Origin of the sequence: Candidatus Thiodictyon syntrophicum (assembly GCF_002813775.1) — a bacterium.
GTDB classification, from domain to species: Bacteria; Pseudomonadota; Gammaproteobacteria; order Chromatiales; family Chromatiaceae; genus Thiodictyon; species Thiodictyon syntrophicum.
On sequence record NZ_CP020370.1, the window covers coordinates 1,786,266 to 1,801,073 of the forward strand.

Consider the following 14,808-nt stretch of genomic DNA (forward strand, 5'->3'; position numbering starts at 1 on the left):
GCCTGTCAAGTCAACACGGCAACGCAAGCCGCCCACACCTCGGGGTGCTTGGCGCGCAGTTCACAGAATGGGCTCAGGTTCTGACCGGTACCGTAGCGGTACCAGCCCAGCAACCCGTGGTCGTCCACTTCGTCCAGTTGTTCGCAGAGCGCATCGGCATCAATGGTGTCTTCCTGCAAGGCAAGTTCGACCACTATCAGAATGCGCTTGTGGGTCTTGCGGTAACCGGCCTCCAAGGCCTCGCGGCGGTCTAGCTGGAGCAGTTCCACGGTTTTCACGCCATGTAACGACGGGGCGTTGGTAGCGAGGTCGAAGCGGGCCACGAAGTTGTAAGTGTCAGGATTGAAGTCCAGAAAGTCCCAGGGATTGACCGCCGTGGGGTCTACCAGCAGCGGTAATCCGTTCGCATCCAACGGGAAGAGGTTACCCTTGAAGCGCCCGCACTCAGTACAACAGAGGAGCATATTCGGCCATCCGAACATGCGCCCCGGGTAGGGCGTCTTTGGCCAAAAGTGCTCGATGTCCGTTCCGTGAGAATCTCCGCAATACATACAGCGCTCGCGCTCCCCCGCCATGGCCTTAAGCGTCTTGAGTACGGTCATCAACGGTTTGGTTTTCCGCGCGCCTTTCCATTCTCGTTCGATCTTCAAGGTCCCGCTTACCCACTTTTGATCGGCCCTCTGCTGACGCCGATCAAGTGCAAGCTGTGTCGACGCCGGCAGGCGGCTACGTGTGACCCGCCGCATTCGTCAGGGCTCCTCGTCGCCGGCCGCGAAAATTTCTAGCTGCTTTTCCTTCTCCTTTTCATCCTTGGTAAGCTTGGCGCCGGCCCGCTGCTTGGCTTGCAGTCCAGCCAGCGTAGCGCGTCCCTCGACAGCCCGCGGGGAGCGCGTGTTTTGCAGGCCGAAGGCCGCCGTGAGCAGGATGGTATCTGGCCGCGAGGCGATGACTTTCCTATATTCCTGTTCGGTCAGCGCCCTGGGCGATGCGCTGCTGCCCGGTTCCGGCAACACGAAAAGACCGTTGGGATCGGCTGCCTGGCAAATGATGGGGCTATGGGTGGTGACCAGGAACTGGATGTTGGGGAAGTGCCGCTTGAGCCAGAACCCGATCTCGCGCTGCCATTCCGGGTGCAGATGGGCATCGACCTCGTCGATGAGGACCACTCCACTGCGTTTGATGCGAAGCGTCCCATCGACTCGCTCGGTCAGCTCCTCGGTGCCGTAAGCGCTGATCAGGTGGCGCAGGATGTCCGTGAGCAGGGCCAGGGCCGCGCGATAGCCATCGCTCATCTCCTCCCAGGAGAGTTGCACCCCGTTGCGATCCCTGAGCCAGAGGCCATCGGAGTCAACGCGATCGACGACGATCTGATTCGGCATCAACTCATCGCGGAGGATCTCAAGCAGCAACTCCAGTTGTGCCCGTTCAGCCGCCCGGTTTTCCAGTGCCTTGTGGTTGAGATTACGCAGCCACTGATCCACTTCAGCCAGGGAGGCCGCCTCTTGGAACATGGTAACGAAGCGCTCAGTGGAAGGGGAAACCATCTGGCGTGCGGTCTCGGGGGAGGCGCCGAAGACCCGGCGGAAGGGGCCGTAGCCGCAGGAGAACCAGCCCTTGGCATCGTTCGACCAGATGCTGCGATCCGGGGTCACATAGTTCCTTTGGTTCTGCTTCTCGGCGGGAATGATGGATTGAAGCGAGACCTCCCGGCCGCCGTTGATAAAGACCAGCTTTGCCGGAAAGCTCGTCAGGGTTGTTCGACCAGAGTCCGCGAACGAGTCATCCTCAGGGCGTCTTACGATCTCCAACTGAATCGACGCTTCGCCGCCGCTGCCATCACGAATCCAACCCTTAAAGCTTGTTTGCAGCGCCCGGGCTGTATCTTTGCCGGCGAGAGCAATCGCAACGGCCTTCAACAGGGTGCTCTTGCCGGAACCGTTATCGCCGGTGAAGACTGTCCACCCCGCGTAGCTGCCATCGGGCCGACCGAGGTCGAACGCCAGATCGGCGAAGCCGCGGACGTTCTTCAGGATCACCTTGCCGATATACATGGGCCCTCCCCTTGTCTGTGGTGGTGAATCGATCGGATCCGGCTCATTTCGATGACTCGTTACGCCAGTTGCGCGATGCGCCAGATCGAGGTGGCCTGGTTGGCCATCCAGACCTGACGGGCGGCGATGCGCTCGGGCGTCCATTCGGCGTAGTCCTGCGCCAAGAGATGGGTGATGGCAAAACCGCTGCGCGCGTAGGCGGTGCGCTTGACCGGGTATGGGGCATTACCCAGGTCCCGGTTGGCCCCCGCCTGCATCAGGGTCAGATTGCCCAGGCGGTCGGCCAGGGCCTCGGCCTCTGCGTCCGTGAAGCCGTTCCAACCCGCCTGTGCATTCTGGGGCAAGACGTGCTCCAGGGTGAAGGCATCGCTGGTGAAATCGTAGTCGTGTTCCGGTGCCAGGTGACGCTCCAGGGCACAAAGGATGTAGCGGGCCACGCGGTTATTGCGCGATTGGGTGGTGCGAATGGTCTTGTCGGCGAAGGCGGCGCGAAAGGCGGCATCGTTTGGGTAGACGCCGGTCATGGCGGTCAGGGCGACGCTTAAGGACGGGATCTCGCTGCGGGCGATGCGCTCGGCAACCGCGTTGTAGGTGCGCTCCTGCTCGGCCGGGCTGTAGCCGCAGATGACGTTGTAGCGTAGCGAGATGACGACGCAGGTGCGCACCAGGCCGATGAATTCGGTTTCCGCAAAGTGGCGCCTGGCCGACAGGAGCAGGGGGAAGGGCTGGCGCACATTGAAGGTGCGCAGGGTGCCGGCCAGGGCCTTGAGTTCCCGCGGCCAGTCGGAAAGTTCCGGGGACGACAGGGCCAGATAGGTATCCAGGTCCTCTTCCATGTCGCGCAGGAGTTGGAAGACGGCCTCGCGGGTCTTGACCTGGCCGCGAATCGTCTTGAACAACTCGGCCTGGCGCGCGAAGGGGCGGCGGCTGTTCCAATGCACGCGCAGGAAGTCGGGAAAGCTCTCGGCCCCCAGGCGCCCGACCATGGCCTCCCAGCGCCCTTCCAGGTTGCGCAACTCATGGTCGTTTTGCCCGCCCCGGTCCAGCACCGAGAACAGGTAGTTCTTGAGCAGGTCGGTGGCGGAGAGTCTCACCCCGCGGGCGTTGAGGGTCTCGAAGACCTTGTAGGCGTTCAACTCGTCGGTCACGGTGATGACGGTGAAGAAGAGCCGGTCGGTCAGGTCCTCGGCCAGTTGGGCCAGACGCGGGCCCTGGTCTGCGGTCTCCTGTTTGAGGCCCTCCCCAATGCGCTTGTCGAACCACTCGAAGGCCTTGCGCAACAGGTGCTCGGAGGCCCGGAAGCCGCGGCGCGGCAAGTGCCCCAGGGGGACGAGATAGTCCTGGAAGTAGCTGTTGTTGTTGCGGTTGAGGGTCAGCTTGGGGCGCGAGACCAGGGTGACGGGGTCGAGATAGCCGATGTAGGTCTGGCGGATCTGGGTGATGCGCCGGGCGTTGTCCGCCGGCTCTTTGCCCGCGTCGACCAGGCGTTGCAGGTGTTTGAGGATAGCCAGGATGATGATGGTAACCGTGGTCAGGCGCTGTTGGCCGTCGATGACCTCGAAGGTCTTATCGTCGGGTGACTGGAGGACCAGATAGCCCAGATAGTGGGCCGGCTCGCCGTCGGGTTGCAGGGTGCCCTGCAGGTCCAGCCACAGGTCCTCCCATTCCTCGTCGGTCCAACTGTAATCGCGCTGGAACCGGGGGATGCGGTAGCTCAGGCCGTTGCCGATGAGCTTGCGGAAGGTATTGTTCTCGGTCTTGAAGTTGGTTGCGGCCATGGTGCCTCCGCCGGGCTGGCTGGCGGGCGAACGGTGACGAGCGGCTGATCTTTATCTTGGTTGGCGGATTCTACACGTAATAGTGAGTGGCTTTGATGCACCGGGGCAGGATGCCCCGGCTCCTGTGTCGGGGCAGGATGCCCCGGCTCCCGGCGGATCAGTCGGCCAGCACGCTGCCGATCAGTTCGACCAGCGCACGGTTATCGAGCGGTTTGCGCAGGACCCGCGCCGTCGGGTCCATGGCGGCGGCGTCGGCGGCGCCGGCGGGGTCGCCGGTCATGAGGATGACCGGCAGTTGCGGCCGGTCGCAGCACAGGGCACCGTAGAGGGCCAGACCGTCCAGGCGCGGCATGGCGATGTCCGACAGGACCAGGGCGACGGCCGGCTCCAAGGCCAGACGGTCCAGGGCGTCGGCGCCGTCGGCGGCCGTAAAGACCTGGTAGCCGGCGGCGACCAGCACCCGGGACAGGGCGTTACGGACCCGTTGGTCGTCATCGACGACCAGGATCTGGGGACAGGTTGGCGGTCCGGCCGGCTGGGGCCGCGCTGCGTCGGGCGCCAGGGGGACGGGCGGCAGGACCGGCGCCCCCGGGGGCTGGGCGGCAGCGGGTCGGTCGGTGCGGGGCAGCCAGAGACGAAAGCAGGTGCCCGCGCCGGGCACCGAGCGCACCTGGATGGCGCCGTGGCTGCGCAGGGCGAATTCGCGCACCATGAAGAGGCCGAGCCCGGTCCCGCGACCGCGTGACTTGGTGGAGAACAGGGGTTCGAAGATGCGTCGGCGCACCGCCTCGGTCATCCCGGTCCCGGTGTCGCGCACACTCAGCTCGGCCCGCTCCCCCGGCCCCGGGTCACCCAGGTCCGGGGGCTCCGGGTCCGGATCGGTGCGCGCCGCTACGCTGAGCGTCAGGCGCCCGCGCGCGCCCATGGCATCGCGGCTGTTGAGTGTCAGGTTGAGCAGCGCGGCCTGGAGCAGGGCGGGGTTGACCAGGGCGCGCACGCCCGGCTCCAACGCCAGAACCAGTTCGATGCCGGGCGGCAGCAGTCGGCTCACCAGCGGCGCGAAGGCCTCCACCAGCGCCCCCAGGTCGCAGGGGACCACGCTGCGGTCCTCGCCGCGCCCGAGCGAGAGCAGGCCAGAGGTGACGACCTTGGCCTGCCCGATGGCTGCCTGGGTCTCGTCGAGGACCTCGCGCGCCGCGGTGCCGCCGCTGTCCACCGGCAGCAGGCGCCGCAGGTATTGCAGGTTGTTGCCGATCGCCCCCAGCACGTTGTTGAAATCATGGGCCACGCCCCCCGCCAGGTGGCCGATGACCTCGCGCTGGCGCGATTGCAGCAGCCCACCCACGACCGCCTGCTCGCGCAGGTTGGCGCTGATACGGCTCGCCACCAGCTGCAGGATCTGGTGTTCCGGTTGGCCGCACCCGGGGCAGCGGCGACGGTCCGCCAGGTCCAGGACGCCGTGGTGGGGCAGGCCTTCGGCGTCGCTCCAGTTCAACACCACCCGGGCCAGGAAGCTCAGGCCGGTGCCCAGGGCGGGGTGGTGCACCCCTTGGGGTTCGGGCTCGGTGCGGCAGGGCTGGTCGAGGTCGATGGGTCCGTCCAGGGGGACCTCGCGGGTGGGCCCGCCGGCCAGCCTCCCCACCGCGGCGATCAGGCGGTAACGCCCGTCGCGGACCTCCGCCAGGGCGGCGAGTTCGACCCCGAGGGAGGCGCAGCCGAAGCGCAGAAGCTCCGCCAAGTCCTGGTCGGCGGGTTGATAGCGGGTCCCCAGGCGGCAGAAGGCCTCGAGCTTGGCGCTGTAGTCCTGCAAGGCCAGTTCCGCCTGGGCTCGGGCCTCTTCCGCACGCTGCCGTTGCGTGATGTCCTGGACCAGACCGAGCGGGATCGGGGGCCCGCCGCAAGGCTCCGGCAGCATGGCGACGCTCAGTTCGCCCCACACCAGGGTGCCGTCAGGCCGCAGATAGCGCTTGGTCATCTGGTAGCTGTCGCGCCGGCCCGCCACCAGTTCCTGGAACAGGCCCATATCGGTGTCCATATCCCCGGGGTGGGTGAAGTCCTCGAAGCGCAGCGACTTGATGGTTGCGGCGTCGCGTCCCAGGAGTCGCTCCAGGGCGGGGTTGACGAAGCGGGGCCGCCGGTCGGGCCCGACGATGGCCATGCCGAGCGGTGCCTGTTCGAAGACGGCCCGAAAGCGTGCCTCGCTCTGTGCCAGGGCCGTGAAATTTTCGCGCAGGGCGGACTCCATCCGGGCGAAGGCGGCGGCCAGTTCGGCGGTCTCGCGCAGGCGGCTCGGGCGGGGGGGCGGCGTCGGGTCGGCGTGGTCCAGGCGCCCGGGCAGGCGCCCGGCGGCCTCGGCCAGGGCGGCGATGGGTCGGCCGACCCGCCGGCTGAGAAAGAAGGCGCCGCTCAGGGCGAGCAGGGTGATGAGACCCAGGCGCCAGAAGACCCCGAGTTGGACCTCTTGCAGGGTCTGCACCGGCTGGGTCGCCGCGAACTCGGCCACCAGTCGCACCGGCGTACCGTCCAGGGTCAGCGGGGCCTCCAGTTGGTAATGGCCCTTGCGCCAGCGCTCCATGCGCGAGTACCCGGGGCGCCGGGCAAGGTGGAAGCGCAGACCGGCCGGGGGCCGCGATTCCGCCCGGTCGGGCCTCGCGGCGGCGTCCGGCGCCGTGAGCGTCAGTTGCAGCCCCTGCGCCTGGGGCATCAGTTGCGTGATCCGGGTCACCAGTGCCGGCAGTGCGTCGCGGGCTACCGCCAGGGTCGGCGGCGGGTCCGCGGCGGCGAGGTCGGCGCGACTGAGCCCCAGCGCCAGGTTCAGGGTATCGGCGACCCCCTGTTCCATGGCCTCATTGAGGCGCTGATTCTGCCAGATCGAGACCCCGAGCGACGGGATCAGGACGGCGAGCACCAGGGTGACGAACAGGAAGTCGCTGAAGGACGCGGCCGCCGGGCGGCGCCGCAGTCCCAGGAGGCCGATCGCCAGGGCCCCGGCCAGGGCTGCATTGAGCACCCCGTTGATGGCCTGTTTGAAGGCGACCAGCAGCACCTCGGTCATGCTCATGGCGAGCGGTCCGCCGTAGCACAGCGCTACCAGGGGCATCCCCAGGAAGACCCAATAGAGCCCGTCCAGGGCGGCCAGCGGCAGCACCTCGCCGCGCGGGCGCAGGTAGTGCCGCAGCAGGCCCACGCTCAAGGCCTCGGCCAGGGTGATCAGCCAGGCGTAGGGGTGGTGCCACAGCAAGATGGTGTAGGCGCCACCCACCGCGGCGACCAGGACGCCGGCGCCCGTGCCCAGCCACTTGATCGCCAGCATGGCGAAGAGCGAGCCGAACACCAGGTCCAGCCCATAGGCCATGGGCAGGTGCACGAGGCTCCCGGCCCCGGCCGCGGCAGCGAGGCCGACCAACAGGGCGAGGTCGGGTATCCGCTCCGGGCGGGTGTAATTAGGCGGGTTCGGCACTGGCGTCAACCTTGAATCTGACTGGCAGCCTGTCAATTGTTGAAAATTCCCGGGATCGAGCGCGCGGGGGGAGCGATAATGAGGGGCCGGCCGATACACTATGCGATTATTCACCAATGACCGACAACCCGCGCATCATTATCGTCGAGGACGATGTCCCCCTGGCCCGCAGCCTGCAACGCCTGTTGGTCGATGACGGTTGCGACGTGTCCCTGGCCTTCGACGGGACCGAGCTGAAACGCCTGCTGCGGCACGGCGAGGTCGACCTGGTGCTGCTGGATCTCAACCTCGGTGCCGAGGACGGCATGGACATCGCACGCGAACTGGGCGGGACCAGTGCGACCGGGCTCATCATCGTCACCGGGCGCGGGCGCAAGTCCGATTGCGTGACCGGGTTGGAGGCTGGGGCGGACGACTATGTGACCAAGCCCTTCGATCACGATGAACTGCGCGCCCGCATCCGCGCCGTGTTGCGCCGTCGCCGGCGGGGGCGCGACGGGGTGCCGATCCTGGTGGTGGGTCCGTATCGGCTCAACACGGCGGACCGCTGCCTCAGCCTCGAGGGCAGCGGCGCCCGGGTCGAGTTCACCGGCCGGGAGAGTTTCCTGCTCGCCTGCCTGATGTCCCACCCGGCCGAGTCGGTGCACCGCGCCGACCTCACCCGCGGCGACTCCTGGAACCCGGACGACCGGGCGACCGACGTGCATGTGAGCCATATCCGGCGCAAGCTGCAGGACGCCGGGATGTCCGGGCTCTGCATCCAGCCGGTGCGGGGTATCGGCTATCGGCTCACGCTGGCCCCGCCCGCGGAGTCGCCCGCGGAGTCGCCCCCGCCCGCTGGACCCTGAAGGCAAGCGGTCCGCCGCAACGTCGCGCAGCGACGCCGTGGGAGCGGCTTCAGCCGCGACGGGCCGCGCGGGAACGCGGCTGGAACCGCGACGCGATTCATCCCGCCGCCTCACCGCTGATGGTCAGCACAACCTGCCGCCGATGGGCGCGGGTGCGATGCTCGTAGAGATACAGACCCTGCCAGGTACCCAGCGCCAGGCGGCCGGCGCCGATCGGCAGGGTCAATTCCGTCTTGGTGAGGATGGCGCGCAGGTGGGCGGGCATGTCATCCGGCCCCTCGTCGCTGTGCTCGAAGCGCGCATCCCCGTCCGGGACCAGGCGGCACAGGAATGCCTCCAGGTCGCGGCGCACCGTCGGGTCCGCGTTCTCGCACAGGATCAGGGACGCGCTGGTGTGCTGGACGAAGCAATGGCACAGTCCGGTGTGCACCCCGGCGGCCCGCACGCGCCGCTCGACCTCCGCGGTGATCTCGTAGGTACCGCGCCCGCGGGTGCTGACTGACAGGACCTCTTGGGCGATCATCGCCGGGTCCCCGGGACCGCCGGGTACCGGCCCGGCGCGGCAGTGGTGACATGACAGGTTGGGACGCTCATCGCAGCGGGCCTCCAAGAAGAAATGATGCTACCTTCCCCCGATTGTCCAGCCCCCCGCCGCGAAATGCCAGCGATCCCCGACCCTACCCCTGACCCGCCCCCGCCGCCGCCCGCCCTGGATCAACTCCCGGTCGCCGACCTGCAACGGGTGGGTCCCAGGGTCCAAGAGCGCCTGGCCCGTCTGGGCATCCACAGCGTCCAGGACCTGCTCTTTCACCTCCCGGTCCGCTACCAGGACCGCGGCCTGGTGGTGCCGCTCACCGACCTGCGCCCCGGGGCCGAGGTGCAGATCGAGGGCGAGGTGGGCGAGACCCAAATCAGCTATGGCGGGCGCCGTTCGCTCAAGGTCTGGCTCACCGACGGGACCGCGACGGGCGAGCAACCGATCCCGGGCGGGGTCTTGTTGCGCTTCTTCCATTTCTCGCCCCAACAGGTGGCAGCCCTGCGCCCCGGGGTGCGGCTGCGTTGCTACGGGGAGGTGCGCCAGGGGCCGAACAGCCTGGAACTGGTCCACCCGGAGTACCGCCTGTGCGGCGCGGATGAAGCGCCGCCACCCGCGCCGCGCCTGACACCGATCTATCCCTCCACCGAGGGCCTGCAGCAGTCGTCCTGGCGGGGCCTGACCGATCAGGCATTGGCGCTCCTGGCGCAACACCCCCCGGGCGAGTGCCTGCCGGCCGCGGTCCTGGCCGGCTTCGCGCTCCCGGACCTGGGCACCGCGTTGGACTATGTCCACCGCCCGCCTCTGGCGGCAAGCCTTGCCGACCTGACGGAGCGCCGCCACCCGGCCTTCCTGCGCCTGGCCTTTGAGGAACTGGTGGCCCACCAGGTGAGCCTGCGGCGCCTGCGCCTCGCCCACCTGCGCACGCCGGCCCCGGTGCTCGCCGGTGACGGGGGGCTGCGGCGGCGCCTGCGCGAGGTCTTGCCCTTTGCGCTGACGCCGGACCAGGAGCAGGCCGCCGCCGAGATCGCCGCCGACCTGGCGCGTGCGCTGCCCATGCAGCGCCTTCTGCAAGGCGACGTGGGCTCGGGCAAGACCGTGGTGGCGGCCCTGGCCGCACTCCAGGCGATTGAGTCCGGCCGCCAGGCGGCCCTGATGGTGCCGACCGAACTGCTCTCGGAGCAGCACTACCGGGGCCTGGCGACCTGGCTCGAGCCGCTGGGAGTGGCGCCCGTCTGGCTCACCGGCCGGCACAAGGGGCGCGAGCGCACCGCGCTCCTCGCTGCCATCGCCGCCGGCCGCGCGCCGCTCGTCATCGGCACCCATGCCCTGATCCAGGAGGAGGTGCGCTTCGCCGACCTGGGGCTCTCCATCATCGACGAGCAGCACCGCTTCGGCGTCCACCAGCGGATGCGCCTGCGTGAGAAGGGTGCCCAGGAGGGCGGGGCGCCCCACCAACTCATCATGACGGCGACCCCCATCCCGCGCTCGCTCGCCATGACGCTCTATGCGGACCTGGACCTGTCGGTGATCGCCAAGGCGCCCCCCGGGCGCACCCCCATCGTCACCGTGGCCCTGCCCGACGGCCGGCGCGAGGCGGTGATCGGGCGGGTACACGACGCCTGCGCTGCCGGGCGTCAGGCCTATTGGGTCTGTACCCTGATCGAGGAGTCCGAGGCGCTCCAGGCCCAGGCGGCGCAGGAGACCGCCCGACAACTCGGCGACTGCCTGCCCGGGGTGCGGGTGGGCCTGGTCCATGGCCGCCAGCGCGCCCCCGAGCGTGAGGCGGTGATGGCCGCCTTCGCGGCGGCCGCCCTGGATCTGTTGGTAGCGACCACGGTGATCGAGGTCGGCGTCGATGTCCCCAATGCCAGCCTGATGATCATCGAGAATCCGGAGCGGCTCGGGCTCTCGCAACTGCACCAGTTGCGCGGCCGGGTCGGGCGCGGCGCGCGCGAGAGCCATTGCGTGCTGCTCTATCATGCGCCGCTGAGCGTCCAGGCGCGGGACCGACTGGCCCTGATCCGCGCAACACTCGACGGCTTTCGCATTGCCGAAGAGGATCTGAAGATGCGCGGGGCGGGCGAGGTGCTGGGCACGCGCCAGACCGGCACCCTGGAGTTCCGGGTGGCCGACCCGCTGCGCGACCAACACCTGACCGGTGCCGCCCAGCGCGCGGCCGACCTGATCCTCGCGCGTTATCCGGACCTGGTGGAACCCCTGATGCAACGCTGGCTCGGGCGGCGCGAGGTGTTCGGGGTGGTATGAGCCGCGGACCCTGGAGTCCAAGCTTTACCGTCAACGTCGCGCCGTGGCGCTGTGGGAGCGGCTTCAGCCGCGACGGGCGTCGCAAGCTGCCTTCCGGACGTCTTGCCGCGCACCGTGCAGTTGGCCTTCCGGCGTTACCGCCAGTGCGCCCCGATGGAGTTCATCCGCCGCGCCCGCTTGAACGGCATCCGCCAGGAACTGCCGGCCCGCGGCGGGGGGCCGCCGTCGCCGAAATCGCCATGAGATTCGGCTTCTTCCACATCGTGAAGGTGACGGCCACCGGGCTGGCCTGCGACAACCTTCCGACGCTGGTGGAAGCCTACGAGAAATCGTAGGTGCATCGCGGCCGAGGGGCCGCGCACCGCGCTGCGTGATTACGCGGTGAGGCTCGCGCGAGGCTTGCAGGTGCGGGGCCAAACGCACTACTTGCTGTGAGTGCGATGGCCCCCGATGCCGTTAAGTCAAGCGCTGCCGGTTCCCAGGTCTTGGGACGCACATCGCTCAGATATCGCCACAGGCGAAGTTGCACTGCATGGAATTCCCCACTTGGACGCCAACCATGCACTGCGTTGTCGGCACTACCGCCACCGCGCCGACTGACCTAGATGATTCACAGGCTGGCGGCAAGCTGATAGCGATGACGCTCATCGGCACGCCGGATTGATTGTCATAGATGTTTGTCGTGTGGGGGACGATCGGGAAAGTCCCCCCTGCCGGGTCGCTGATGATATTGGTCACTGCTGCCGCATAGGCATCGCGCAACAGGTTGAAACCACCCGTAACGCTGACCAGGGACCCGACCGCCAAGGCACCGGCGAGGAGCGAGGCGATGTAGCCCTGGCCCTTGCGTACGGACCGGTAAGCGAGGAACCCCAGCGACAACGCCAGCAGGATCAGCATGGTGCCGCCCAGCGTCGGGATCGGGAGGGCGCTGGTGGCACCCAGTCGCCCGAAGGTGATGCTGCCGTTTGCCGCCTGTGCCAAGGCCAAACCCGGTATCAGCACCAGGCTCCCAAGGCCCATGAAGGCCCCGAACTTCAGAATACGCGAAGACTTGCTCATCGATTTCCCCCTTTGTCTGACCACTCATGCTGCTGCGCTTTACCGCAAACTTGCTGCCTGATCGTCCCATGTCGGTCGACCGACGCAAAATGATATCATATCCCTGGTGCCGGGCTTGGACCCTGGGCGGCCGCGGCAGCCCTGAAGCATAACCCTGCCGCCGGCTGACATTGGGCGGCGTCGGCGCCGTTGGGCGCTGGCGTTGGCCGCTGCGGGGTGCGTTGGCCCTGACCGGGGGTTGCGGCAGAAGGTTTGGCAGGTGCCGGGAGGGTTGTCGGACCGGTACTCGGGCATGCGTCACGCTCGCCAGGCCAGCGGTTGCCAGCACCGGTGGTCGCCGGCGTGCCGGGGTCGGGCGCCGTTCCCGGCGGCGGTTATTCGAGCTGAAGCTGCAGCGGCTGGGCGAGCAGGCGGCGCATCCGCGCGGGGTCGAGCCAGGGGCCGGCACAGGACGCGCGGATGAAGGCGATGGCGCCACGCACGCCCAGGGTGCGATAAAGCTCGCGCAGATGGCGGGCAAAGCGTGCCAGGGTGTTGAACAGGTGCGCCAGGCGCATCAGGTAGTGATAGCCCTTCATGGCGTTCCAGTTCAGGGCAAAGGCGTGCTCGTAGTGGTAACCCTGATGTTTCTCCACCAGGAAGCCGGCCTCGATGCCCCAGCGGTAACGGGCCCCTAGGTTGCAGCGCTCATGCGCATTAGCGCGGCTGAGTGGTTGGCTGGAGAGCCAGGCATGGCGCGCGGTCTTGGTCAGGCGCGCGCCTTGTTCATCGATCGTCTCCCAGGTCTCCTCACAGACCACCACATGCAGACTGAGGTGGCGGCGCGTGTTGTTTGAGAAGGCATAGTCGATCGCGTTGACCCAGGAAAAGCGCTGGTGGCGCTCCCCCCAGTCGCGCTGACAACCCGCTGGCTGCACCGCGTGCAGCGCGTGGAATTCCTCCCAGACCGTAGGCAAGTCCTTGTCCTTGAAAACGATCATGAACTGCCAGTGGTACTGATGGCAGCACTGCATCACCGGTCCGTCGGCATAGAGACCGTCGAGCAACAGCAAGATCGGCAGGCGCGGGAACAGCGTCTTGATCCGGGCGCTGAGCCGCGTGAAGGCGCGCCGTTCGCAGTCTTGTTTGTCGGCCTTGGTATCGCCCTTGGCATATTCGAGGAATTCGCTCAGCAAGGGGATCACCAGCCCGTTGTGAAAGGCCAGACTGGCCTCCAGGACGTAGACGAAGTACTGGGTGTGGCGCGCGTCCTCGGCCCCGACCTGACGTTCCAGGAGATTCTCATCCCAGAGGTGGTCACGGGTGAATTTCTGGGAGCCGTCGATGGCGATGGGATAGGCGTGGTTGATCAGGTAGCGGCGGAAGGTCTTGGCGCGGATCAGGCGGCGTACCAGGTCGATGTGCGCCTGTTCGAGGTGGGTCACGTCGATGTCGCGCAGCAGCCGAAACAGGGTGTCGGCGTGCGGGAGGGTCTCCAGTTCGGGGAACAGGAGCCGTAGGTTGGCCTCGAACTGGGGGTGCGTCAGTTCGCGGTTGACCGCGCGCCGGGAGGCGAACTGAAAGACGAACATCAGCAGCCCGTAGAGCAGCAGCACGGTGAGCCGATGCCGACACTTCTTGGGGTTGCGGGGCTCGGGAATCTGTCCCAGGGCGGCGAGCAACGCGGGCAGTTCCCGGCGCAGGACGCGCACCTGGCCGCTGACCGCCGCCTCGCGGGCCTGCTGTTCCTCGGCGAGCGTGGCGTACGCCGAGCAGCGATTGGGTAACGGCGCGGGTACGCGGGGGATCAGTCCGTCCTGGCGCTGCTGTTGGCGTAGCGCCTGTTCCTGCTGTTTCTTGTGCGCGCGTTGCTCCTTGATGGCCGCGCGTGACAGGCGGCGGCAGGGTTTGCTCATGGCGTCGTCCCCCCGGACGCGGCGCACAAGCGCTCGCGCCACTGTGCACTCAAGGGCTTGACCCAGACTTGGCGCGGGGCGCTGTGATAGGTCCGGCCCGGTCGCGCCAGCCCGCTCCCGCTGGTCTCCCCCAGCAGTTCCCACCCGGCGGCACGGTAACAGGTGCCGGCGTAGTGGCGCGGGTCGACGAAGGTCTCCAGCAACAGCGGCGCAAACCCCCAGTGTTCGAGCCAATCGGCGCGCACCCGCCGCGCCAGTTGTCCCAGCACATGGCTGGCCAGGTGCGGCACCTGGACGTGGGGAAAGATCAGAAAGCGGCTGTTGTTGAGCACCCGCACCTGGTTGGCCCGGCGCGTCTGGGCGTCCCACCCGATCCAGTGGTCACGCACCGCCAGCGCGCGCGCCGCGCCCGCCAGCAGGAGGCAGCCCAGGTGCTGCTCGCCCGCGGTGATGAAGTAGCGCAGCCGGTAGCCGAAGGCACCCTTGTAGCCCAAGGGGTGCCAACGCGCGACCGCCGCATTCCATTGCGCCACCGCCGCGGCGTCGGCGCGCACCGGCGCCAGGCGCACCGGGCCGAGCGCGGCCAAGGGGCCGTGAATCGGCATCGGCGCCGCCACCACCGGCGCCGGGGGGACCGGGCGGGGACGCCGCGCGACCTGCAACGGGGGCAGCGCCACCAACCCGGCCGCCTCCAGACGTTCCAGAAACTCCCGACAGGCGTGAACCTTCGCCGCCCCCGTCACGGTATACCACTGCAAATGCTCGCACAGCGTCGCCGCCAACTCGCGCCGCCCCAACCGCGGCAGCCACGCCACCGTCTGGCGGATACCGGCGATCTCCTCGACGCTGAAGACGCGACCACAGTGCACCCACGGTCCTGGACTCATCGCACCCATCGCCACCCCCCGGCG

10 protein-coding genes are annotated in these 14,808 nt (G+C 68.1%); 2 read left to right on the forward strand and 8 right to left on the reverse strand.

Going from position 1 to position 14,808, the window contains the following annotated elements; all coding sequences use genetic code 11:
* Positions 1-5 precede the first annotated feature (5 nt).
* From THSYN_RS07735 to THSYN_RS07750, 4 genes are all read right to left on the reverse strand, one after another.
* Positions 6-650, reverse strand: coding sequence for an HNH endonuclease family protein (locus tag THSYN_RS07735; protein WP_157817519.1), 645 nt, complete (start codon positions 648-650; stop codon positions 6-8).
* A gap of 99 nt (positions 651-749) precedes the next feature.
* Complete coding sequence (locus THSYN_RS07740) at positions 750-2,051, reverse strand: AAA family ATPase (RefSeq protein WP_100918625.1); 1,302 nt, start codon at positions 2,049-2,051, stop codon at positions 750-752.
* Positions 2,052-2,110: 59 nt separating this feature from the next.
* On the reverse strand, positions 2,111-3,829 hold the full coding sequence (locus THSYN_RS07745; RefSeq protein WP_100918626.1) for a DUF262 domain-containing protein: 1,719 nt from the start codon (positions 3,827-3,829) through the stop codon (positions 2,111-2,113).
* A 157-nt stretch (positions 3,830-3,986) separates the two neighbouring features.
* A complete protein-coding gene (locus THSYN_RS07750) occupies positions 3,987-7,289 on the reverse strand; it encodes a PAS domain S-box protein (RefSeq protein ID WP_157817520.1) in 3,303 nt (1,100 codons plus the stop codon).
* A 116-nt stretch (positions 7,290-7,405) separates the two neighbouring features.
* Here THSYN_RS07750 and THSYN_RS07755 point away from each other — a divergent pair, with 116 nt between their 5' ends.
* The gene (locus tag THSYN_RS07755; RefSeq protein ID WP_100918628.1) at positions 7,406-8,137 is read left to right on the forward strand and encodes a response regulator transcription factor; all 732 of its coding nucleotides are present in this window, start codon (positions 7,406-7,408) and stop codon (positions 8,135-8,137) included.
* 97 nt (positions 8,138-8,234) lie between these two features.
* Here the strand turns inward: THSYN_RS07755 and THSYN_RS07760 are convergent, their stop codons facing one another.
* Entirely contained in the window at positions 8,235-8,660 is a 426-nt protein-coding gene (locus THSYN_RS07760; protein ID WP_100918629.1) for a secondary thiamine-phosphate synthase enzyme YjbQ, read from the reverse strand.
* A gap of 135 nt (positions 8,661-8,795) precedes the next feature.
* On the opposite strand from THSYN_RS07760, the gene recG reads away from it, so the two are divergent.
* Positions 8,796-10,940 carry an ATP-dependent DNA helicase RecG gene (gene recG, locus THSYN_RS07765; RefSeq protein WP_100918630.1) on the forward strand — a complete coding sequence of 715 codons (2,145 nt, stop codon included), beginning with the start codon at positions 8,796-8,798 and terminating at the stop codon, positions 10,938-10,940.
* A 501-nt stretch (positions 10,941-11,441) separates the two neighbouring features.
* Here recG and THSYN_RS07770 read toward each other — a convergent pair.
* From THSYN_RS07770 to THSYN_RS07780, 3 genes are all read right to left on the reverse strand, one after another.
* Positions 11,442-12,002: a midcut-by-XrtH protein gene (locus tag THSYN_RS07770; RefSeq protein WP_100918631.1), complete on the reverse strand. Its 561-nt coding sequence runs from the start codon at positions 12,000-12,002 to the stop codon at positions 11,442-11,444.
* Between the two features lie 374 nt (positions 12,003-12,376).
* A complete protein-coding gene (locus THSYN_RS07775; protein ID WP_157817397.1) occupies positions 12,377-13,897 on the reverse strand; it encodes a transposase family protein in 1,521 nt (506 codons plus the stop codon).
* Complete coding sequence (locus tag THSYN_RS07780; RefSeq protein WP_157817396.1) at positions 13,894-14,784, reverse strand: Druantia anti-phage system protein DruA; 891 nt, start codon at positions 14,782-14,784, stop codon at positions 13,894-13,896. The genes THSYN_RS07775 and THSYN_RS07780 overlap by 4 nt, the downstream gene beginning before the upstream one ends.
* Positions 14,785-14,808: the final 24 nt, after the last annotated feature.

What these genes read in the sequence shown, in the direction of transcription:
- THSYN_RS07780 (WP_157817396.1), bottom strand. Translation starts at nt 14,784, where the DNA reads ATGAGTCCAGGACCGTGGGTGCACTGTGGTCGCGTCTTCAGCGTCGAG.
- THSYN_RS07740 (WP_100918625.1), bottom strand. Translation starts at nt 2,051, where the DNA reads ATGTATATCGGCAAGGTGATCCTGAAGAACGTCCGCGGCTTCGCCGAT.
- recG (WP_100918630.1), top strand. Translation starts at nt 8,796, where the DNA reads ATGCCAGCGATCCCCGACCCTACCCCTGACCCGCCCCCGCCGCCGCCC.
- THSYN_RS07755 (WP_100918628.1), top strand. Translation starts at nt 7,406, where the DNA reads ATGACCGACAACCCGCGCATCATTATCGTCGAGGACGATGTCCCCCTG.
- THSYN_RS07775 (WP_157817397.1), bottom strand. Translation starts at nt 13,897, where the DNA reads ATGAGCAAACCCTGCCGCCGCCTGTCACGCGCGGCCATCAAGGAGCAA.
- THSYN_RS07770 (WP_100918631.1), bottom strand. Translation starts at nt 12,002, where the DNA reads ATGAGCAAGTCTTCGCGTATTCTGAAGTTCGGGGCCTTCATGGGCCTT.
- THSYN_RS07745 (WP_100918626.1), bottom strand. Translation starts at nt 3,829, where the DNA reads ATGGCCGCAACCAACTTCAAGACCGAGAACAATACCTTCCGCAAGCTC.
- THSYN_RS07760 (WP_100918629.1), bottom strand. Translation starts at nt 8,660, where the DNA reads ATGATCGCCCAAGAGGTCCTGTCAGTCAGCACCCGCGGGCGCGGTACC.